Raw genomic sequence first — 21,498 nt, 5'->3', positions numbered from 1 at the left:
CCCTGTCCGAAATGGCTCCTGCGCAGTAGGCGCGTGTCTCCACGATGGCGCTTTACGGCGGGGGGCGTCGAACCTGAAAGGGGTGGCGGAGCGGGAGGGATTCGAACCCTCGATACGCTTTTGACGTATACTCACTTTCCAGGCGAGCGCCTTCGACCACTCGGCCACCGCTCCGCATTGCTCTGGAAGGGGGTCTGCTAGTGCGGGTTTCGTGCGCGTGCAAGCGATTGCGTGCGGAGGCTCGCTCGGGCAGTCTGCGGGGATGCTGAATCTTCTCCTCGCCGCCGTGGTCGCGCAAGCCGCGCCTGCTGCCGTTCCAGCGGTGACGACGCTCGCCTCAGACCCGCTGCCGGCCGACTGGATGGCGATACCGGACGATGAACTGCTCGTGTTCACGCTGGCCAACGGGCATCAGTTCACGGTCCGGCTTGCGGCCAAATATGCACCCGCCCATGTCACCAACATCCGCAAGCTGGCCGCGGCGCATTGGTGGGATCTGGGGACAAGCGTCTACCGGTTGCAGGACAATTACGTCGCGCAATGGGGCGATGCGACCGAAAAGAAGCCGCTTGTCGCGGGGGTCGTCGAGACTCCGCCAGCCGAATATTCGCATGCCGGGCCGACTACCGTGGCGCGGCTGTCGCAGCGCGATCCCTATGCCGAATGGGCGGGGTATAGCCGCGACGGGTGGCCGCTCGCCGGCAATGGCGCGACCGAGTGGGTGCCGCATTGCTACGGGATGGTCGGCGTCGCGCGCGATCTGGCGCCGAGCACGGGGAGTGGCGCCGAGCTGTATACCGTGATCGGGCATTCGCCGCGTGCGCTGGATCGGAACATCGCGGTGGTCGGGCGCGTGATCGACGGCGTCGAGTGGCTGTCGTCGTTGCCGCGCGGGACGGGGGATCTGGGGTTCTACAAGACCGAGGGGGAGCGTAGCCCGATCGTGTCCGCACGCCTCGCGAGCGACCTGCCCGCCGCCGAGCGACCGCATTTCGAATATCGCGCGGCGGACAATCCGCGGTTCGTGGCGTGGATCGCCTCGCGCGAGAACCGCGCGGGGCCGTTCTTTACGGTGCCTGCCGGGGGCGCCGACATCTGTGCCGCGCTGCCCCCGGTGCGTAAAGCGCCTTAGCGGATGACGGGCGGCTTGCCGAACAGGCCGGCGTTATAGTCCTCGATCGCGCGGACGATCTCTTCGCGGGTGTTCATGACGAAGGGACCGTGGGAGACGACGGGCTCGCCGATCGGGTCGGCGTGGCCGTAGAGGATCGTGGCGGGGGCCTCGGTCGTGACGGTGATGGTGTCGCCCTCGTTGTCGAATGTGGCGAGGTGGTGTGGCTTGATCGGCGTGTCGTTCGCCGTGGGGGCGCCAGCGACGACGTAGAAGAAGACCGCGCGGCCGGTTGGGGCTGGCAGGTCGACCCTGGCGCCGGCTTCGAGTTCGATCGTCATCATCGCGAAGTCGGTCAGCGATTCGAACGGGCCCTGTCGTCCGGCGAACGTGCCGGAGATCAGGTTCACGGTGCCACCCTCGACCGGGATCGCGGGAATGTCCTCGCGCTGGAGGCCGGTATAGGCGGGCTTGGTCATCTTGAGCCGGCTGGGGAGGTTCACCCAGAGTTGCAGGATCTCCAGCGGGCCGCCGTCGCGCTTGAACGATGCGGGCGAGATCTCCGCATGGATCAGGCCCGAGCCGGCGGTCATCCACTGGACGCCGCCCGCGCGAATGACGCTTTCGTGGCCGCCGCTGTCGAGATGCGCCATCTCGCCCTCGAGGATGAAGCTGACCGTCTCGAAGCCGCGGTGCGGGTGCGGGCCGAACGGCAGACCGCTATTGCCGGCACGATAGGTCTGCGGGCCGTGGTGGTTGAGGAACAGGAACGGATCGACCTGCGGCAGGCCGGGACCCGGTAGCGGGCGGCGGGTGACGAGATCGGCGATGTCGTCGCGCTGGGCGGGATACTGGTTGAGGACGTGGCGGATGTCAGGATGCCTCGCGGTCGGCAGCGGTGGGGCGGGCGATGTCTGCGAGCAGGTCGTCTACCCCGCCGACGAGGAAGTCGAGCGTGCGCTGGTCGGTCAGGCGACCGTCGGCGATCTTCTCGTGCACCGCGCCGATGACGGCTTGTGGGCGCAGGACGGTGCGCGCGCCGATCGAGGCCAGCGTCTCGTTCAGTTGCGCGTGGGCGCGTGCGCCGCCGACTGCGCCGGGCGACGAAGTGAGCGTGAAGACCGGCTTGCCCGTGAGCGTCGCCTTGCCATGCGGGCGTGAGGCCCAGTCGAGCGCGTTCTTCAGGACGCCAGAGATGCCGTGGTTGTATTCAGGGGAGGCAATGACGATCCCATCGGCCGCGCCGATTGCCGCGCGCAGGGCTGCGACGGCGGCGGGAGGCGTGTCAGTGTCGGCGTCTTGGTCGTAAAGCGGGACGTCGTTCAGCGCGAAGACCGTCAGCGCCACCTTGTTAGTGATCGCTTCGCCAAGCGTGGTCAGGATCGCGGTATTGTACGAGCCGCGGCGCAGGCTGCCGGAGATAGCGAGCAGGACGGGAAGAGCCATGGAAATTCCTTTAGTTGAAGCGGTAGCCGGAAATCGCGGTTTGCAGCACGCGCTCGCTGTAATCTTGCGTGCCGGCTTGGTCGGAAGCACCGGCGGCGACCATCAGCGGGAGGAGATGCTCTTCGCGGGGATGCGAAAGACGGCCGGCGGGGGCTTCGGCCCAGCCGGCTAGCGCCTCTGCTCGGGCGGTCGGTTCGGACTCGACTGCGGCGGTCAGCCACTGGTTGAAGGCTTCGGACGGCGCGGTGAAACGCGGGTCGCCGTAGCCGCGCATGTTGTGGAAGCTCATGCCCGAGCCGATGATCAGGACGCCTTCGTCGCGTAAGGGGGCGAGTGCGCGGCCGGCGGCGGCGTGCAACGTAGGGTCGAGATCGCGGTCGACCGACATCTCGACGACCGGGATGTCGGCGTCGGGGAACGCGACCTTCATCGGGATGAAGACGCCGTGATCGAGGCCGCGGGTCGGGTCGACATTGGCGGTCAGGCCGGCGCCGCGGAGCAGGTCGGCGGCGCGGGTGGCCAAGGCTGGGTCACCGGGCGCGTCGTAGCGCAACTCGTAGGTGTGGGCGGGGAAGCCGCCATAGTCGTAGATCAGCGGCGGCGTTACGGCGCCGGTGAATGCGAAGCCGCGCGTTTCCCAGTGGCCTGAGACGACGAGGATCGCCTTGGGCTTTTCGGGCAGCGTGGCCGCGATCGACCGGAGGTACGCGGCCATGCCGGTCCAGTTGCCAGCGGGGTCGTCCATGAAGAAACAGGGCCCGCCACCGTGCGGGATGAAGAGCGTTGGCTGGCGGGTGTGTGTCATGGTGTCGAGGTAGGCGGCGGTGGCGGCGATCGGAAGGCTGCGAATGGCAACGCTGCGTTGCCGGTTGGCGCGTCCTTCAGGTCCAGTAGAGGATGCGCGCCTGCGGGAGCTTGGCGGCGATCTTGTCCTGGAAGAAGCTGCGGAGCGCGCGCATCGTGTCGGCGTCGTAGACGTATTTGGTCGAGCCGAACTTTGTGCGCTTCTCCGTGCGGTTGGCCATGCTGAGGTCGAGTGACGAGCCGGGGTACCAGGTTTCGAGCACCGCCTTCGAGCCGGGGGTGTAGCGGTGGGTGATCAGCTCGATCGTGACGTCGGGTACGTCGGCGAGCACCCTGCCCGCCTCCGTCAGCAAGTCGCCATATGCCTCGCGCCAGCCTTCCGCGGCGATGATCGGGGCAACCGTCAGGCCGATCTTGTAGCCGGCGTCCGCCATCTTGCGCAGCGCCAGCAGGCGGGCTTCGACGGGGCTCGTGCCGCCTTCGAAACGCGCATAGGCGGCAGGGTTGATCGAGGCGCGCATTCGGGTGCGGCCACGGTGGTCTAGCGTCAACAATGGCTCGACCGCGTCGAACTTGGTGGTGAAGCGCAACTGCACGTCCGCCTCCCATGCGCCGAAATACGCGATCAGCGCGGAGAGCGATCCGGTGACGTGCTCGATGCCGAGCGGGTCGGTGTAGCAGGAGGCTTCGAACGTCGTGCCCTCGTGCGCGCGGGCGGTGGAACGCGAGGTTACGGTGCCCTGGCCGAGATGCGCGGGGAGTTCTGCGAGGATCTCAGGCAGGTTCGCATAGACGCGCGTGATGGGCGGCCCCTTGAGCGAGCCGGCAAGGTAGCAATAGCCGCAATGCGCGGGGCAGCCCTCGGCGAGGTCGATCCGCCAGTCGGCGCTGGGGGCGATCGGCTGGAGTTTCCGTTTCGAGGGGGGCGCGACGACTAGCGCGAGTGTCGCCTTGGCTTCGGCATAGGCGCGGCGGGAATCGTCGGGGAAGTCGAGTTTGAGGCGGTCGCTCGGTAGCGTCGTGACCGGCACACCCAGCGCTGCTGCACGCGCGGCGATCTCGGCACCGTGATCCCAGGTCAGCGCGGACGGGGTCGCGAGCAGTCGCTTTGGCTGCCAGAGTCGTGAGGGTTTTGGCGCTGGCATCGAACGACAACGCGCGCCTTCGGCGAAGCGTTGCGGTTATTTTACCGGGCGTTTCTCGAGCTTTCGCGCAAGCGTGCGGCGGTGCATGCCGAGGCGGCGCGCAGTCTCCGAGATATTAAAGTCGGTTTCGGCGAGCGTGGTGTGGATACGCTCCCATTCGAGCGTCTTGATCGAGGTCGGGCGTTCGGACAGCTCGGTGTCGACGCTGCCCTCGGTGCGATCGAACGCGGCTTCGATGTCGTCGGTGTTCGAGGGTTTGACGAGATAGTGCGACGCGCCGAGCTTGATCGCCTCGACTGCGGTGGCGATGCTCGCGAAGCCGGTGAGGACGACGACGAGGATCTCGGGGTCGTGTGCGTGGAGCGTCTGGACGCAGACGAGGCCGGACGCGCCGCCCAGCTTGAGGTCGACGACTGCGTATCTGGGCGTGCGCTCGGCCAATTGCTCGACGAGCTCCTCGTGGCTGGCGGCTTGCATCACTTCGTAGCCGCGGCGTTCGAACGAGCGGCGAAGCGTGCGGGCGAAGGTCTCGTCGTCCTCGACGATGGCGAGCAGCTTGGGTTCGGTCATGGCGTCCGTCATGACAGCGCGATCGCGGAGAGGGGCATTCTGATTGTGACTTCGGCGCCGCCGCCTTCGCAGTTCACGACCGACACGCCGCCGCCAAGCTTGCGCATGACGTTGACGGCCAGGAACAGGCCGAGGCCGTGGCCGGGTTCGCGCTTGCTCGACTGGTAGGGTTTGCCGAAGCTCGCGAGCCGTTCGTCGCTGAAGCCGGGCCCGCGATCGCGGACGATCAGGGCGAGGTCGCCGTCGCTGCGTTCGCCGCGGAAGGCGACCCAGTGCGGCGAGGCTTCGGCGGCGTTGTCGAGCACGTTGGCGATCACCTGTTTGAGCGCGGGGTCGGACACGACCTGTGGATCGTCACCGACTCGGGTGGTGTAGTCGAACTCTACACCCGCGTGGACCGCGCGCCATTCGTCGACGATCGCGTCGAGGAACTGGTGGAGCGGCATGATCTCGGGTGCTTCGCCGCGCGCTTCGCCAGCGGACAACAATATGCCGGTGACGATCGCCTTGCAGCGCTGGACCTCGGATTGCATCTCGACAATCTCCGCCTGGAGGTCGGCGTCCTGTGCAAGCGTTGGCATGCGGCGCCAGTCGGCGAGGATCACCGCTATCGATGCGAGCGGCGTGCCGAGCTCGTGCGCGGCGCCCGAAGCCAAAAGGCCCATACGGACGATGTGATCCTCCTCCGCGGCCTGCTGGCGAAGGTCGGCGAGGCGCGTGTCGCGGGCGCGCAAGTTTCCGGTGATGCGGGTCATGAACAGCATCAGCAGCGTCGCGATCAGCATGAAGCAGAGCAGCGAGCCGATCGTGTAGAGCAGGAAATACTCGCCGCTGTAATCGGGGGGGAGGATCAGAGGGCGGTAATAGAGCGTGAGCAGGCCGAAGCAGGCGGCGGTGACGACGACGATCGCCCAACTCGACCAGCGATCGAGCAGCACCGCGCCGAGCACGACGTGGAGCAGATAGAGCGAGATGAACGGGTTGGTCGCGCCGCCCGCCAGATAGAGCTGCGTGGTGAGCAGGCCGACGTCGAATAGCAGCGCGAGCAGGAGCTGGATGTTCGCGCCCTTGCGCCATCCATAGAGCGGCATGCTCGCGAGGTTGAGCCCGACCGCGGCGGCGAGCGCGGCCATCATCGGCACGAGGGGGAGGTCGAAGCCGAGGCCGAAACGCGCGAACAATATAGTGACGAACTGGCCGGCGATCGCGATCCAGCGCAGCGTCACGAGCTGCCGCATATTGGCGTTGCCGGTCGCGTCGGTGCGTGCGGTCGCGAGCGCTAGCCAGCGCTGCCAGCCCTGGCGTGCCGCCTCCGAGGTCATTCCGCTCCCCGCCGCTTCCGCGCATCCTGGCGGACGAACACGACGAACGCGAAGATCGTCATCGCGGCGAGCGCGAACCAGGTCAGCATGTAGACGAGGTGGTTGTTGGGGAAGGCGATGATCGTCAGGCCGCCGACCGGGGCGGCGGTGCCGGACTTGTCCGCGTCGACGAAATAGGGCGCTACGTTCGACAGGCCGCGGGCCTTGGCGATCGCGGCGACGTCGCGTGAATACCATTTGCCGGTTGCGGGGTCGTTGTGGCGCAGGAAGCCTCCGCCCGGCTCGGTGATGCGCAGATAGCCGGTGATCGTGATCGGGCCACTGGGCTTGGTATGCGCCGTGCGTTGCTCGGGTGAGACATAGCCGCGGTTGACCAGGACGATAAAACCGCGATCGGTCTGCAACGGCGTCACGACCCAATAACCGCTGCCGAGAGCGGTGGCTGCGCGGACCAGCGTCTCACGCGAATTATCGAGCGTGCCGTCGAGGCGGATGCGGCGATAGGCGTCTGTGGTGGCGATGATCGCGCCCCAGGACGCTGGCCCTGGCGGGGCGACCGGCGCGGCATGTGCACGCGCCGCGACCTGTTCGATCAGGTTGAGCTTCCAGGTGCGGCGCTCGACCTGCCAGATGCCGAGCGCCATGAACCCGACGAACAGCAGCAGCGCGACCAGGCCTGCGACATAGACGGCAGGGCCCGGTCGCGTCCTCATCACATGTCTGCCGCGGCCTGCATCGGCATCATGTTCGTGTTCATGTGGTACATCACCCAGATCGATCCGCTGAGCGTGATGACGACGAGGATGATCGTGAATATCAGCGCCATCATCGTCCAGCCGCCCTCCGACTTGCCGCTCATGTGCAGGAAGTAGATCATGTGGACGACGATCTGCGCGACCGCGAACACCATCACGACAAGCGCGGCAGTCGATGGATCCTTGAACGCGCCGGTCATCACCGCCCAGAACGGGATCGCGGTGAGGATGACCGAGAGGAAAAACCCCTTCAGATAACTGCCACGCGTGCCGTGAGCAGCGTGGTCATGGTCCGCATGCGCGTCGTGCGTGTTGGCGTGGGGGTCGCTCATCGTAGGGTGCCCATCAGATAGACGAAGGTGAAGACGCCGATCCAGATGACGTCGAGGAAATGCCAAAACATGCTGAGGCACATCAGGCGGCGCTTGTTGGCGGCGATCAGGCCGTGCTTCTGGACCTGCACCATCAGCGTGACGAGCCAGATCAAGCCCATCGTGACGTGAAGGCCGTGCGTGCCGACCAGCGTGAAGAACGACGACAGGAAGGCGCTGCGGGTCGGGCCCGCACCCTCGTGGATGAGGGTGGCGAACTCGTACATTTCGATCGACAGGAACGCCAAGCCGAACAGGCCGGTGAAGACCAGCCACATCTGCATGACGCGCTGGCGACCTTCCTCCATCGACAGCATCGCGAAGCCGTAGGTGATCGACGAGAACAGCAGCATCGCGGTGTTCACCGCCACCAGCGGCAGCTCGAAGATCTCCTTCGGGCTGGGGCCGCCGGCATAGCTGTTGCCGAGCACGGCATAGGCCGCGAACAGCACCGCGAAGATGAGGCAATCGCTCATCAGGTACATCCAGAAGCCCAGCATCGTGCTGCTGCCTTCCGGATGCTCGTGCTCGTCCAGTTCGTAGAACGAGACCGGCTCGCCCTCTTTGGTCATCGGTGTAGCGGACATCGCGTCAGGCTCCCTGGGTCGCGAGCTGGCGGGTGCGCGCGTCCTCGCTGGCGATCACGTCCTCGACCGGGATGTGGAAGTCGCGCTTGTAGTTGAACGTGTGGAAAATGGTGGTGCCGAAGATGCCGGCGAGTGCCAGCCCTGCGAGCCACCAGATGTACCAGATCATCGCGAACCCGAACGCCACGCTGAGGCCGGCAAGCACGACGCCCGTACCGGTGCCGCTCGGCATGTGGATCGACTTGAAACCGGTCACAGGCCGCTCGTGCTTGCGATCCTTCATGTCATACCAGGCGTCCAGGTCGTGGACGATCGGCGTGAACGCGAAGTTATACTCCGGCGGCGGCGACGAGGTCGCCCACTCAAGTGTACGGCCGTTCCACGGATCGCCGCTGTGATCGGCCAGCGCCTCGCGGTTACGGATGCTCACGAAGATCTGCATCAGGAACGCACCGATGCCGGCTGCGATCATCGCTGCGCCAAAGGCGGCGATGACGAACCAGATCTGCAGGTTCGGATCGTCGAAATAGCGCATCCGGCGAGTAACGCCCATCAGGCCGAGCACGTACAGCGGCATGAACGCGAAGTAGAAGCCGACGACCCAGCACCAGAACGAGATTGTGCCCCATTTCTTGTCGAGCTTGAAGCCGAACGCCTTGGGGAACCAGTAGTTGATCCCGGCGAACATGCCGAACAGCGTGCCGCCGATGATCACGTTATGGAAATGCGCGACCAGGAACAGCGAGTTGTGCAGCACGAAATCGGCTGGCGGCACTGCGAGCAGAACGCCGGTCATGCCGCCGATCGTGAAGGTCACCATGAAGGCGATCGTCCACATCATCGGCAGTTCGAACCGGATCCGGCCCTTGTACATCGTGAACAGCCAGTTGAAGATCTTGGCCCCGGTCGGGATCGAGATGATCATCGTGGTGATGCCAAAGAACGAGTTCACGCTCGCGCCCGAGCCCATCGTGAAGAAGTGATGCAGCCAGACGAGGTAGGCGAGGATCGTGATCACGAGCGTCGCATAGACCATCGAGCTGTAGCCGAAGAGGCGCTTGCCCGAGAAGGTCGAGGTGACTTCCGAGAAGATGCCGAACGCCGGCAGGACCAGGATGTAGACCTCCGGGTGACCCCAGATCCAGATCAGGTTGACGTACATCATCGGGTTGCCGCCGGCGTCGTTCGTGAAGAACGCGGTGCCGATGTAGCGATCGAGCGACAGCATCGCGAGCACCGCGGTCAGCACCGGGAAGGCGGCGACGATCAGGATGTTGGTGCAGAGCGACGTCCAGGTGAAAATCGGCATCTTCATCATGGTCATGCCGGGCGCGCGCATCTTGACGATGGTCGCGACCAGATTGACGCCGGACAGCAGTGTTCCGATGCCCGCGATCTGCAAGGCCCAGATATAATAGTCGACACCGACGTCGGGCGAATACGCCAGCCCCGAGAGGGGCGGCATCGCGAGCCAACCGGTGCGCGCGAACTCGCCGATGAACAGCGACATCATGACGATCACGGCACCGGCCGTGGTCATCCAGAAGCTAAAATTGTTGAGAAACGGGAACGACACGTCGCGCGCACCGATCTGGAGCGGGACGACATAGTTCATCAGGCCCGTGACCATCGGCATCGCCACGAAGAAGATCATGATCACGCCGTGCGCGGTAAAGACCTGGTCGTAGTGATGCGCAGTCAGGTATCCTTCGGAACCGTTGAACGCCATCGCCTGCTGCGCGCGCATCATGATCGCGTCGGAGAACCCGCGCAGCAGCATGACGATCGCCAGGATCATGTACATGATGCCGATCTTCTTGTGATCGACGCTGGTGAACCACTGGTTCCACAGATAGCCCCAAACCTTGAAATAGGTCAGCGCGGCGACGAGCCCGAGCCCGCCGATCGCCACCATCGCGAAGGTGGCGACGACGATCGGTTCGTGCAGCGGCAGCGACTCCAGGGTCAGACGGCCGAAGATAGTCTTCAACAGGGTGTCGTTCATGATGGTTCTCTAGCCGTTCGCGACGGGGCGCGTGCCCGGCTGTGTGGAGGGGGTCAACATCGTGTGATTGCGGTTGGACTGCGAGCCGGGCGCGCTGTTGGCGCCGTCCTGTTTGATGTCTGCCGGCGCGGTCCAGTGATTGCCGCTGCCCTTTTCGTCGGCATCCTTCATCAGCGCGCCTTCGGGACGTTCCTTGACGTCCTGGGGGCCCTTGCCGCCGTTGACGCCGGGCATTGCCATGCCGCTATGCGAGTCGCCGCCGCTTTTGCCGCCGTGCATCATCTGCGACATGCAGACCTTGCCGGGTTGGACGCACTGCTCGACGACCAGCTTGAACATGTCCGGCTGGACCGCATTGTAATAGCGAACCGGGACCTTCTCGCTCGGCTTCTCCAGCTGGAGATAGCTCGCACGGTTCAGACCACCGCCACGCTGCTTGACCTGGGCAACCCAGGCATCGAAGCCCGCATTGTCGACACCGTGGAATCGGAAGCGCATGCCCGAGAAGCCAGCGCCGCTATAATTGGACGAGAAGCCCTCGTAATTGCCGGGCTTGTTGATGACCGCGTTCAGCGTCGTCTGCATGCCGGGCATCGTGTAGATCATGCCGGCAAGCGCAGGGATGTAGAACGCATTCATCACCGACGACGAGGTCAGCTGGAAACGAATCGGCCGATCGACCGGCGCGGCCAGCTCGTTGACCGTGGCGATGCCGTATTCGGGATAGATGAACAGCCACTTCCAATCGAGCGCGACGACCTGCACCTCGAGCGGCTTGCCGGCGCCGTTCGCCTGCTGCTGGTTGTCGACCAGATTGCCGACCGGCACGTTGTTCGCCAGCGTCGGCGTATCGGGCTTGATCCGGCCGAGCGGACGGTACGGATCGAGCAGATGCGTGCTGGTCCAGGTCAACGCGCCGAGCGCGATGATGATCAGCAGTGGCGCACCCCAGATCATCAGCTCGAGCCCGACCGAGTGATCCCATTTGGGCTCGTACTTTGCCGCCTTGTTCGACTGGCGATAGTGATAGGCGAAGAACAATGTCGCGCAGATCACCGGCACGATGATCAGCAGCATCAGCCCGGTGGCGATCAGGACGAGGTCGCGTTGCTGCACCGCGATATCGCCCGAAGGCGACATGACGACCCAGTTGCAGCCGCTGGTGAGCAGCGCCAACGGCATGGCGGTAAGCCACAATTTCAGGCGGGAAAGCGATTTCACGACGGTCATTGTTTCCCCCTACGCCTCGGTTGCGCTGCACTACAGTGGACAATTTGTCCAATGGGCGCTGCACTGCAACATCGGCATGGCTTTATCATTACGCGGGGTAGCATAGATTGCCCCTGCCCGCATCCGTCGGAACAGCGTATCGTCGGGGTATCGTCTGGATGTCGTCGGGTCTGGGCCCTCCAAGAGCGAGTTGAAGAATGACTGCAAACACGGTTCCCGAAACGAGCTTCGAGAGCGATGCTCGCGATATCCACAGCGATGGCGAGCATGTCTCGCCGGGCGTGATCGCGATCGGCGTCGTGATCGGTCGGACCTCGGAGTTCTTCGACTTCTTCGTGTACGCGATCGCCTCGGTGCTCGTGTTCCCGACGCTGGTCTTCCCGTATGTCGACCGGTTGCAGGGCACGCTGTATTCGTTCGCCGTGTTCGCGTTGGCGTTCATCGCCCGCCCGATCGGCTCGATCATCTTCATCGCGGTCGATCGCGCCTATGGCCGCAGCGTCAAGCTGACGATGTCGCTGTTCCTGCTCGGCACCTCGACCGTCGCGATGGGGTTCATCCCCGGCTATGCCGAAGTCGGCAACTGGTCGGTAGTGATCCTGGCAATCCTGCGAATCGGCCAGGGCGTTGCGCTCGGCGGCGCGTGGGACGGGCTGGCCTCGCTGCTGTCGCTGAACGCACCCGAGAAGCATCGCGGCTGGTACGCGATGCTGCCACAGCTCGGCGCGCCATTCGGCTTGCTGGTCGCGAGTGGCCTGTTCGCGTTCTTCGTCGCCGCGCTGCCGACCGAGGATTTCTTCGCGTGGGGCTGGCGCTATCCGTTCTTCGTGGCGTTCGCGATCAACGTCGTTGCGCTGTTCGCCCGTCTCCGCCTCGTCGTGACCCCGGAATTCGAGGACATGTACGAGAAGCGCGAGCTTCAGCCGGCACCGGTCGTGGATACGATCCAATCCGAGTGGAAGGCGATCTGGCTCGGTTCGTTCGTACCACTCGCGAGCTTCGCGCTGTTCCACATGGTCACCGTGTTCCCGCTGTCGTGGATCGTGCTGTTCACGCGTGAGGCGCCGGGCGAGTTCCTGGTGGTCGAGATGATCGGTGCGGTCATCGGCCTTGGCGCGACGCTGGTGTCGGGCCTGCTCGCGGACCGGTTCGGCCGGCGGACGATGCTCGGCACGATCGCCGTGCTGATCGCGCTGTTCGCGATCGCCGCACCATCGTTGCTCAACGGTGGCGATATTGGCGAGCGCCTGTTCATGGGGATCGGCTTCCTGCTGTTCGGCCTGTCGTTCGGACAGTCGTCCGGCGCGGTCGCATCGAGCCTCAGCCCGCAGCATCGTTATACGGGTTCGGCGCTGACGACCGATCTGGCCTGGCTGTTCGGCGCAGGCTTTGCCCCGCTGGCGGCACTGTTGTTGTCGAGCAAGCTGGGCCTGGCGGCGAGCGGCGCCTACCTGTTCTCGGGCGCGGTGTTCACGCTGATCGCGCTGGGGTTGAACAAGCAGCTCGCCAAGCGCGATATTGCGCGCTGAGGGAGGCTGACGGCTTCCCGCCGCTCTACGTGATACGCCTCTCCTAATGACCGTCACCCCAGCGAAAGCTGGGGTATCCCCGTTGGCGAACGCCGCGACCCGAATGGAAAGATCCCAGCTTTCGCTGGGATGACGGGCTGGGCGTTGCGGCGCCGGCGGGGCGGCAAGGCCCGTCCCGCCGCCCCTTTCAGACTCGCCGCCGATCGATCGCCCAGGACAGCGCCCAGATCGCGAACCCACCCAGCGCCAGCGCCGTCCCGACCCACCCGGTCGACGGCAGGCCGTAGCCACCCGCAATCGCCAGCCCACCAAGCCAAGGCCCTATCGCGTTGGCGGTATTGAACGCGGAATGATTGAGCGCCGCCGCCAGGGTCTGCGCGTCCTCCGCGACATCCATCAGCCGGGTCTGAAGGATCGTCGACAGCCCCCCGCCGCAGCCGATCAGCACCACCACCGGCAAGATCGCCCACAGATGCGGCGTCGCCGGCGCGTACAGCGCAAGCGCCCCTGCCCCGAACAACAGCGTGATCCCCGCCGCCGGCATCAGCGCCACGTCAGCCGCCTTCGCGCAGACCAGCGTGCCGATCGTCATGCCGACGCCGAACAGCGCGAACGCGACCGGTGTGAACGCGGACGACACGCCCGTCACCTCGGTCAGCGTCGAGGCGAGATAGGTATAGACGCAGAAGATCCCGCCGAACCCGACCGCGCCGATCGCCAGCGTCAGCCACACCTGCCCATTACGCAGCGCCGCCAGTTCACCGAGCGGGCTCGCATCCTTCGCCGGTCGCAGGACCGGCGCGAACTTGAGCAGCATCGCCACCGTCGCGGCGGCGATGATCGCGACGACGCCGAAACCCCAGCGCCAGCCGACCCACTGTCCGATCGCATTCGCCAGCGGCACGCCAGCAATCGTCGCGACGGTCAGCCCCAGCATCATCCGCGACACCGCGCGCGACCGTTTCTCGCGCGGCACCATGGAGGCTGCAACCAGCGATCCCACCCCGAAGTACGCGCCATGCGGCAATCCACTTAAGAAGCGGGCCAAGAGCATCAGACGATAGGTCGGCGCCAGCGCGGACAGGCCGTTGGCGATCCCTAGAAACGTCATCAACCCGATCAGCAACACCCGCCGCTCGATCTTCGCCGCCAGCACCGCGATCGTCGGCGCTCCGACCACCACGCCGAGCGCATAGGCGCTGATGACGTGCCCTGCGGTCGGTTCGTCGATCCCGAGTCCGCGCGCGAACTGCGGCAACAGGCTCATCGCGGCGAACTCGGTCGTGCCGATCGCGAACCCGCCGACGGCAAGGGCGAGCAGCGCCAGGCGGGTATTGGTGGTTTGGGGAGTAGCGGTCATGCCCCTGATTTCGCAGGTGCAGCATGATGCTTCAAGGGCGGGCGGGAAGAACAACCATATAGGCCGGCCCAGGTTGCGTTCGCCCGCGCTTTCGTCACCCCGGACTAGTTCCTGGGTCCACCGTTCCGCGAACTCAACGGCAGGTGAATGCGCGGAACGGTGGATGCCGGAACAAGCCCGGCATGACGGAGACGGTAATCAGCCCCGGGGGGCCTTTCCGCCGCTCACTTTACAGGCGCGAACGAGAATAGTTCGGTCTTGAGCGAGGCGGGCGCGCCCGGCTTGAACCAGTTGGTGTCCTGGATGTGGCTGGCGGTGACGTAGATCCGCCCGTCGGGCCCCTCGGAGAACGTATCCGGCCAGCGCAGGCGCGGGTCGGTCAGCACCGGTTCGACGTGATCGCCGACCAGTCGCGTGACGCCGTTGTCGGTCGGCGACGTGAGGTAGAGCACGCCCGCCTTGCTCATCCACAGCCCGTCCGCGACATGCGTCTGTGCCACGGTCTTGACGCCTGCCGCGCGTGTCGTTTCGCTGACGCCCTCGCGCAGCAACGCGGTGTCGATCGAATACAGCGTCTTGCCGGTGAGCGCCTGGTAATACAGCGTCTTGCCGTCGTTCGAAATCGCGATGCCATCCGCGGCGAACGACGGCTGGCGACCATCGGGGCGGACCAGCGGCTTGCCATCGGTACGCACCGTCACGGCCTTGTCGATCTGCGTCGAGCCATGTCCGTCGAGCGCGCGGAAGCCCTTGCCGCTCTCCAGGTCGATGACGATGATCGCGCCGCGAGTCCCGCTGTCGGTGATGTACCCGGTCTCGCCGTCGGGCGAGAAGCGGATGTCGTTGAGGTACGTGCCCTGCAGCGCAACGTCGAGCGGCACCAGAATCACCTTGGTCACGCGGTTGGTGGCCAGATCGATCTTCACCAGCTTGGGCGCGCCTTCGAGGATTTTCTCGTTGCCCGGCGCGCCGGGATCGAGCACCCAGAGATTGCCGTGGCCGTCGGGCACGATCGACTGCACGCACACGAAATAGTCGCCGACCGGCATCTCGTTGGCGCGGGCGTTGCGCCAGCTGTTCCACTTCGCGTCGGGATACGCCTTTAGCGAGCCATCCTTCATCACCTCGGCGACCGAGAGCGGCGCATCGTCGGTCCAGCGCGGGAAATTGACGAAGCGGCGGCCATCGGCAGTGACCGCGACGCCGGTCGCCTGATGATCGAACTGCGCCACCTGCGTTAGTTGGCGTCCATCGGCCTGGCGCGCAGTCTGGGCATTGGCAACGCCGATCGCAGCGGCGGCGACCACGGCGATTGCGGCGGCGCCGGCGAGGAAGGGCATGGTTTTGGTCATGAGGACGCTCCGGTCGGTTTTATCGGACAGATCGGCAGGATTGCCGGTGAAAAGCTGGATCAGGTGGCGCGAGACTACGTCGGGGTTCTCGCGCTGAATGAAGTGGCCGACCCCGGACAGCTGAACGAAGGCGAACGGGCCCGTGAACTTGGCCGGCACGTCCCCGCTCGCGGAAGGCGGGTTCACGCCGTCGACGGCGCCCTGGAAATACAGCGTCGGCAGCGAGAGCGTGGCGGTCGCCTTGATCTTGTCCTCGAGCCACTGGCTGCGCGGGTCGGGCTCTGCCTCGTCCCAGCGCGCGCGGTAGCTGTGGAGCGTAACGTCGACCCAGTCCGGATTCTCGAACGACCTGGCGACACGCTCGAAGGTCGCCTCGTCGAACCAGCCCGGTGGCGACCAGTTCACCCAATGGATATGCGCAAACCCCTTGGGATCGTCGCGGACCGCCTGCGCACCTCGCGCCGTGGCCATGAACCAGTGATACCATTGGCGCTGCGCCTGCTCGAACGGCGGTGTCGGCATGCCACCGAGCCGCGGTGGCGTCGCCAGCATCGCCATCCGCTCGACCCGCTCGGGCCAACCGACCGCCAGCGCCTCACCCGTGTTCGAGCCCCAGTCATGGCCGGCGACCATGAACCGATCGATGCCGAGCGCATCCATCAGCCCGATCATGTCGATCGCGAGCATCGCGCTGTTGCCGGTGCGCGACGCAGTGTCGTCGATGAACCGCGTCGCGCCGAACCCGCGCAAGCTGGGCACGATCGTCCGCAGGCCAGCGGCGTTCAACTGCGGCACGACGTCGTCCCAGGTCGAGGCGTCGTCGGGCCAGCCATGGATCAGCAGGACCGGTTGAGCGTGCGGATCGCCGTGATCGGCGTAGCTGACGATGAGATCGCCAACGGGGATTTCTGGCATCGGTGTCGGCTCCGTGGTGACGGAGAGGGTAACCTGCGATACCGTGAAAAGTTCAGGGAACTGCTTTGTATCAGCCGGTTACGATGCCCGACACGGCCGGCCGCCAGCCAACGCAAAGCCGTCGTCCGGGACCATTTTGTCGGCTAGACTGCCGCCCATTCGCAACCACCCGGAAGGAAATACTATGCCCGTCACCGTGATCTACAAGACGAGCGCCACCTCGACCGGTGGCCGCGACGGCCATGCGCGCAGCGAAGACGGCAGCGTCGACGTCAATCTGGTCGTGCCGAAGGAAATGGGCGGCCCCGGCGGTGACGGCGCCAACCCGGAAAAGCTGTTCGCGGCGGGCTATTCGGCGTGCTTCCTCGGCGCGATGAAGGCGGTATCCGCCAAGGTCGGCGTCAAGGTGCCGAGCGACGCCAGCGTCAAGGCGGAGGTCGGCTTCGGCCCGCGTTCCGAGGGCGGTTTCGGCATTACCGCAGACCTTATCATCACGCTGCCCGGCGTCGACAAGGCGGACGCGGAGAAGCTGGCCCAGGCCGCGCACGAAGTGTGCCCGTATTCGAACGCCACGCGCAACAATCTCGACGTCGGCCTGACGATCGCCTGACCCGCGACCGGCCCGTCACCGCGGGTGGCGGGCCGCTTATCCCGAGTATGCCATGACTATGCCATCCCTCGACCCGATCCTTGGAGCCACCGCATGAGCCGCGCCGATGGCACGCAGGGCTTCGCCCTCAACCAGACGATGCTGCGCGTCCGCGATCCAAAGGCGTCGACCGCGTTCTACGTCGATGTGTTGGGTATGGCGCTGCTCCAACGCCTCGATTTCGCCGAGATGCGGTTCTCGCTCTATTTCCTCGCCTATCTGGCCGAGGGCGAGACGATCCCCGCGGACCCGGTCGAGCGAGCGCGGTTCATCTTCTCACGCGAGACGACGCTGGAACTGACGCACAACTGGGGCACCGAAAGCGATCCCGATTTCGCGGGCTATCACAGCGGCAACGGCGATCCGCGCGGGTTCGGCCATCTCGGCATCAGCGTCCCCGACGTCGCCTCGGCCTGTGCCCGGTTCGAGACGCTGGGCGTGCCGTTCAAGAAACGGCCGACCGACGGTACGATGAAGGACATCGCGTTCATCACCGATCCGGACGGGTATTGGCTGGAGATCCTGTCGGCAGATGGCATGGCCAAAACCGTCGCGGCGCAGTCCGGGCGGGAGGACTGAGGGGCCGAACTAGGGTTTCCCTCGTTGATCGCCGTGGCGACCGGCCTGCGCCGGTTGCCGGCCGCTTCGATTGCCGGCCGCTTCGGCCCGTCCGCTTAGGTTACCGGCCGCTTCGATGCCGCAGCCCTCCCACACTGTCGCCCCAGCGAAAGCTGGGGTATCCTGGTGAAGGCCACCATCGACCGCCAAGCAGGAGACCCCAGCTTTCGCTGGGGTGACGGTAAAAGGAGAGCTGAGCGGAACAAGATTCTAGTCCGCCCTCTTCATCAGAACCCAGTCCGTCGGCCCGCCACCCACGTCTCCGCAATCTGGTCGACATCCCCGATCGAGCGCGACGGATCGCCGTCCACCACCAGCAGGTCCGCCCGCATTCCCGGAGCGATCACACCTCGATCGCGTAATTCGAGCAACGCCGCGCCGCCCGCCGTCGCCACCTGCAACGCCTGCGCGGCAGTCAGCCCCGCCTCCACCATCAGCGCAAGTTCGCGGTGTTCGGCGATGCCGGGGACGCGGACCGGGCTCGCGCCGCTGTCGGTGCCGAAGCCGATCTTGACGCCCGCATCGTACAGCGTCTTCAGGTTCCGCAGGTTCATCGCCAGCGACGCGCGCGCGTCCCCGGTCTTGGGATCGGCGAGGGTCTTTGCGCGCCAGGCCGGATCGTCGACCTGCCGCGCGAGCGCCGGCGACAGCGCAGCCCGCGCGAACGGCGTCAGCGTCCACGGCGCGCGATCGGCCCAGGCGAACGTCGCCTCGTCGAGCTGCAGCGTCGGGATGTACCAGATGCCCTTCGCCTTCAGCGCCGCGACGAACGCCGGTGACACAGGCTTGTCGCGAACCCCGTGCGCGATGATGTCCGCACCCGCCGCGACGATCGCCTCGGCATCCGCGAGATCATGGATATGCGCCGCGACCCGCAGCCCGCGTGCGTGCGCTTCGGCGATGACGGCGGTATAGATCGCCGGGCTCATCTTGACCGGTACGCTGCCGCCGAAATCGTCGAGCCACAGCTTCACCAGATCGGTCTTCTCGGCAGCCATCGTCGCCACCGCCCTGCGCGCCTCGTCCGGCGTCGATGGGCGGAAGAGCTGGTCGGGGCCGACCTTGAGCATCGCCTGGGGCGGCGCGCCATTCGGAACGCCGATGCCCTGGATCACGCCGAACAGGTCGGCGCCATCGATCCGCCCGGCATGCGAGTCGGCACGGATGGCGGCGAACGACGGCGCGTTGTTACCGAGCGCGGTGACGGTGGTGACGCCGTAGCGGCGGAACTGCGCGAGTTGCGCGACGATGTCGGCGCGCGTGTAGTTCTGCGCGCCGGTCTCGGTGCCACGTACCTGCCCGACATGGCTATGGTCGGAGACGAGCCCCGGCAGCACGCTGCGCCCGGGGTAATCGCGGCGCTCCGCCCCCGGCGGCACCGCGACCTTGCCTGCGGCCACGATCCGCCCGTCCGTCACGACGATCGTCGCGTTCTCGACGGGGGGACCGCCGCGCCCGTCGATCAACCGGACGCCGGTGAGCGCGACGGTCTGCGCGAGCGCCGGCGTCGCGAGCAGACCCGCCGCCAGCAGGCCTATCCAGTACCGCATCACGGTTCATCCTCGATCGGTGCGGTCATGATGACGCGCAGTCCGGGCATGTTGTCGTCCTGCTCGATCGTGCCGGACAGCCCGGCGACGACCGCGTTCATCATCCGGCTGCCGAAGCCGATGCGCCCGCCCGGTGCGCGTGCCGACGCCTCGGCCGGCTTCCCGACACCCTTGTCCGCGACGATCAGCCGCAACCGGTTGCGATGCTGTTCGAGGACGATCGCGATCGGCCCCGGTCGCCCGCCATAGGCATATTTGCTGGCGTTGATGATCAGTTCGGTCAGCACCAGCCCGATGTTCACCGCGCGGTCGGTGGCGACCAGCACGGGTGCGAGATCGAGGCTTATCTGCGACGCCCAGTCTTCGCCGAGCGACGTCTTCATGTCGCCGGCCAGTTCCTCCAAATACCGCGACAGATCGACCGACTCGACCTGGTCGTCACGATAAAGCCGGCGGTGGACCAGGGCGACGGCCGCGAGCCGCGCCTGCGCCTCGGCCAGATGCTCCTTCACCTTCGCGTCGTCCGACGATTTCGCCTGCAGCGACAGGAACGCGGCGACCAGCTGAAGGCTGTTCTGCACGCGGTGATTGACCTCCTTCATCAGGACGTCCTTCTGCGCGATCAACGCATCCTTGTCACCGAGCGTGCGCTGCAGATCGCCGTTCAGCAGCCGCAGTCGCTGGTTGACGTGCGCGTCGTGGAACGCGCGACGCAGGCGGTGCGCGGCCTCGATCTCCTCGCGCGTCCAGCGCCGCGAACGACCGCTGACCGCCTGTGTCCAGGATTCGAACGAGGTGCGCGGCGTCAGCACCGCGTTCGGATCGACCGAGACGGCCTTGTGCGGATTACCCGCCCATTCGACTTCTTCGATCTGCTCGGCGCGGAACCACAGCAGCATCGCACCCTCGTCGACCAGCGGCAGGGCGAGCACCCCACTTGCAGTCGCGGAATAGGCGGCGGCATTCGGAAAGATCGACGGCAGTTCGTGGGTCGCGAACGGTTCGATGCCGCCCCGCTTCCGCGCCCATGCCGCCAGAGCGACGATATCGTCATCCGAAGGGCACAGGCCGTCGGTATCGACGACACTCCCTTCGACATAGGCGAACCCGTCGCCACGGAGCATCCGCCGGAGATCGTCGCGCAGCGCGGTGACGATGCTGCGCGGCGCCGGATCGGTGGCGAGTTTGGGGATCACCGCATCCTCAGCCGCGCGCAGCCGCAGGCGTTCACGGTAGGTCTCGGCCTCCTCCTTCGCACGGATCTGGCGCGCGAGACCGCTGGCGAGCGTCGCCGAGGCGGCGCGAATGTCGGGAGTCAGCCCCTTGGGCGAGCCGTGGTGACAGGCGATCATGCCCCACAACAGCCCGTCCTTGACGATCGAGATCGAGGCGGAGGCGCCGACGCCCATGTTGGACAGATAGCGCAAATGGATCGGCGACACGCTGCGCAGCGCGACGTCGCTCAGATCGAGCGTCTCGAACCCGGCGGGCCGCAGTACCGCGGGGACATAGTCGATCCGCGGGATGGTCCGGGTCCGGTTGCGCACGTACAGCGCGCGTGCCTGTTTGGGGATGTCGGACGCGGGGAAATGATGGTTCAGGAACGTACCCAGCCCCGCCACCTTATCCTCGGCCATCACGCGGCCCGCCTCGTCGTCTAGGAAGCGGTACACCATGACGCGGTCGAAGCCGGTCAACTGCCGGAACGCGATCGCCGCACGCTCGCACAGCGCCTGGAGATTGCTCGCGCGCTCGAACCCGGTCGCCATCGCGTTGAGCAGGCCGAGCATATGCGCCGCGGTCGTCGGCACGGCGGCTACGGGCTCGAGCTCGACGAGCAACCGATCGCCGCTGCGATGAATCGTCACATCGAGGCGTTGGGCGAGTCCCGTCACAGGCGCCGCGATGATCGGTCCGCCACGCCCGCCCTGTTCGGCAAGCAACGCACCGACGTCCTGCGTGATCAGGTCCGATAGGTCGCAGCCGAGCCAGTCGGTCGCCAGTCGGGTCTCGATATCGCCCGCCCCCGCTACCACCAGTCCGGACGCCGCATCGGCGACCAGCAACAGGCCATGCGGCTGGATCGCACCGGGGATGTGGATCGGCTCGCGATCGCACACGGTTAGGTCCAGCCCCACGTCCGCGGTGGAACTGGCAGTATCGCTCGCGGCGCTCATGG

19 protein-coding genes and 1 tRNA gene are annotated in these 21,498 nt (G+C 66.0%); 4 read left to right on the top strand and 16 right to left on the bottom strand.

What is annotated here, in order from left to right; all coding sequences use genetic code 11:
- Positions 1-83: 83 nt before the first annotated feature.
- Positions 84-174: transfer RNA gene (locus tag AC3D24_RS16345), tRNA-Ser, on the bottom strand.
- Positions 175-262: 88 nt separating this feature from the next.
- Between AC3D24_RS16345 and AC3D24_RS16340 the strand changes: the two genes are divergently transcribed.
- On the top strand, positions 263-1,132 hold the full coding sequence (locus tag AC3D24_RS16340; RefSeq protein WP_489032204.1) for a peptidylprolyl isomerase: 870 nt from the start codon (positions 263-265) through the stop codon (positions 1,130-1,132).
- On the opposite strand, the gene AC3D24_RS16335 is transcribed toward AC3D24_RS16340, so the two are convergent.
- The 11 genes from AC3D24_RS16335 to AC3D24_RS16285 form a co-directional block, all read right to left on the bottom strand.
- Positions 1,129-1,878 carry a pirin family protein gene (locus AC3D24_RS16335; RefSeq protein ID WP_489033182.1) on the bottom strand — a complete coding sequence of 250 codons (750 nt, stop codon included), beginning with the start codon at positions 1,876-1,878 and terminating at the stop codon, positions 1,129-1,131. The genes AC3D24_RS16340 and AC3D24_RS16335 overlap by 4 nt on opposite strands.
- A gap of 106 nt (positions 1,879-1,984) precedes the next feature.
- The gene (locus AC3D24_RS16330; protein WP_489032203.1) at positions 1,985-2,557 is read right to left on the bottom strand and encodes an NADPH-dependent FMN reductase; all 573 of its coding nucleotides are present in this window, start codon (positions 2,555-2,557) and stop codon (positions 1,985-1,987) included.
- Positions 2,558-2,567: 10 nt separating this feature from the next.
- Positions 2,568-3,362 carry a DODA-type extradiol aromatic ring-opening family dioxygenase gene (locus AC3D24_RS16325; protein WP_489032202.1) on the bottom strand — a complete coding sequence of 265 codons (795 nt, stop codon included), beginning with the start codon at positions 3,360-3,362 and terminating at the stop codon, positions 2,568-2,570.
- 76 nt (positions 3,363-3,438) lie between these two features.
- Positions 3,439-4,506, bottom strand: a complete 1,068-nt coding sequence (locus tag AC3D24_RS16320) for a spore photoproduct lyase family protein (protein WP_489032201.1) — start codon at positions 4,504-4,506, stop codon at positions 3,439-3,441.
- 36 nt (positions 4,507-4,542) lie between these two features.
- Positions 4,543-5,076 (bottom strand): response regulator transcription factor, encoded by a 534-nt coding sequence (locus AC3D24_RS16315; protein WP_056490014.1) that lies wholly within the window; start codon positions 5,074-5,076, stop codon positions 4,543-4,545.
- Between the two features lie 8 nt (positions 5,077-5,084).
- The gene (locus AC3D24_RS16310; protein WP_489032200.1) at positions 5,085-6,398 is read right to left on the bottom strand and encodes an ATP-binding protein; all 1,314 of its coding nucleotides are present in this window, start codon (positions 6,396-6,398) and stop codon (positions 5,085-5,087) included.
- Complete coding sequence (locus tag AC3D24_RS16305) at positions 6,395-7,111, bottom strand: SURF1 family protein (RefSeq protein WP_489032199.1); 717 nt, start codon at positions 7,109-7,111, stop codon at positions 6,395-6,397. The genes AC3D24_RS16310 and AC3D24_RS16305 overlap by 4 nt, the downstream gene beginning before the upstream one ends.
- On the bottom strand, positions 7,111-7,485 hold the full coding sequence (gene cyoD / locus AC3D24_RS16300; protein ID WP_332756165.1) for a cytochrome o ubiquinol oxidase subunit IV: 375 nt from the start codon (positions 7,483-7,485) through the stop codon (positions 7,111-7,113). The genes AC3D24_RS16305 and cyoD overlap by 1 nt, the downstream gene beginning before the upstream one ends.
- On the bottom strand, positions 7,482-8,111 hold the full coding sequence (cyoC, locus tag AC3D24_RS16295) for a cytochrome o ubiquinol oxidase subunit III (protein ID WP_489032198.1): 630 nt from the start codon (positions 8,109-8,111) through the stop codon (positions 7,482-7,484). The genes cyoD and cyoC overlap by 4 nt, the downstream gene beginning before the upstream one ends.
- 4 nt (positions 8,112-8,115) lie before the next feature.
- On the bottom strand, positions 8,116-10,116 hold the full coding sequence (gene cyoB / locus AC3D24_RS16290; RefSeq protein WP_489032197.1) for a cytochrome o ubiquinol oxidase subunit I: 2,001 nt from the start codon (positions 10,114-10,116) through the stop codon (positions 8,116-8,118).
- Positions 10,117-10,125: 9 nt separating this feature from the next.
- Positions 10,126-11,346 carry a ubiquinol oxidase subunit II gene (locus AC3D24_RS16285; RefSeq protein WP_489032196.1) on the bottom strand — a complete coding sequence of 407 codons (1,221 nt, stop codon included), beginning with the start codon at positions 11,344-11,346 and terminating at the stop codon, positions 10,126-10,128.
- 197 nt (positions 11,347-11,543) lie between these two features.
- On the opposite strand from AC3D24_RS16285, the gene AC3D24_RS16280 reads away from it, so the two are divergent.
- On the top strand, positions 11,544-12,875 hold the full coding sequence (locus AC3D24_RS16280) for an MFS transporter (RefSeq protein ID WP_489032195.1): 1,332 nt from the start codon (positions 11,544-11,546) through the stop codon (positions 12,873-12,875).
- Between the two features lie 187 nt (positions 12,876-13,062).
- Here AC3D24_RS16280 and AC3D24_RS16275 read toward each other — a convergent pair whose 3' ends face one another.
- Together AC3D24_RS16275 and AC3D24_RS16270 are read right to left on the bottom strand one after the other, a co-directional pair.
- Positions 13,063-14,235, bottom strand: coding sequence for an MFS transporter (locus tag AC3D24_RS16275; RefSeq protein ID WP_489032194.1), 1,173 nt, complete (start codon positions 14,233-14,235; stop codon positions 13,063-13,065).
- A 224-nt stretch (positions 14,236-14,459) separates the two neighbouring features.
- Positions 14,460-16,502, bottom strand: coding sequence for an L-dopachrome tautomerase-related protein (locus tag AC3D24_RS16270; protein ID WP_489032193.1), 2,043 nt, complete (start codon positions 16,500-16,502; stop codon positions 14,460-14,462).
- Positions 16,503-16,686: 184 nt separating this feature from the next.
- On the opposite strand from AC3D24_RS16270, the gene AC3D24_RS16265 reads away from it, so the two are divergent.
- Together AC3D24_RS16265 and gloA are read left to right on the top strand one after the other, a co-directional pair.
- Positions 16,687-17,112: an organic hydroperoxide resistance protein gene (locus AC3D24_RS16265; RefSeq protein ID WP_489032192.1), complete on the top strand. Its 426-nt coding sequence runs from the start codon at positions 16,687-16,689 to the stop codon at positions 17,110-17,112.
- Positions 17,113-17,205: 93 nt separating this feature from the next.
- Positions 17,206-17,730, top strand: coding sequence for a lactoylglutathione lyase (gene gloA / locus AC3D24_RS16260; RefSeq protein WP_489032191.1), 525 nt, complete (start codon positions 17,206-17,208; stop codon positions 17,728-17,730).
- Positions 17,731-17,996: 266 nt separating this feature from the next.
- Here the strand turns inward: gloA and AC3D24_RS16255 are convergent, their stop codons facing one another.
- Both AC3D24_RS16255 and AC3D24_RS16250 read right to left on the bottom strand, forming a co-directional pair.
- A complete protein-coding gene (locus AC3D24_RS16255; protein WP_489032190.1) occupies positions 17,997-19,319 on the bottom strand; it encodes an amidohydrolase family protein in 1,323 nt (440 codons plus the stop codon).
- Entirely contained in the window at positions 19,319-21,496 is a 2,178-nt protein-coding gene (locus AC3D24_RS16250) for a histidine kinase dimerization/phosphoacceptor domain -containing protein (protein WP_489032189.1), read from the bottom strand. Before AC3D24_RS16250 ends, AC3D24_RS16255 begins: the two co-directional genes overlap by 1 nt.
- Positions 21,497-21,498 lie beyond the last annotated feature (2 nt).

The organism is Sphingomonas sp. SL1004 (genome assembly GCF_057815015.1).
This window is presented reverse-complemented; position numbering and strand designations above follow the sequence as displayed.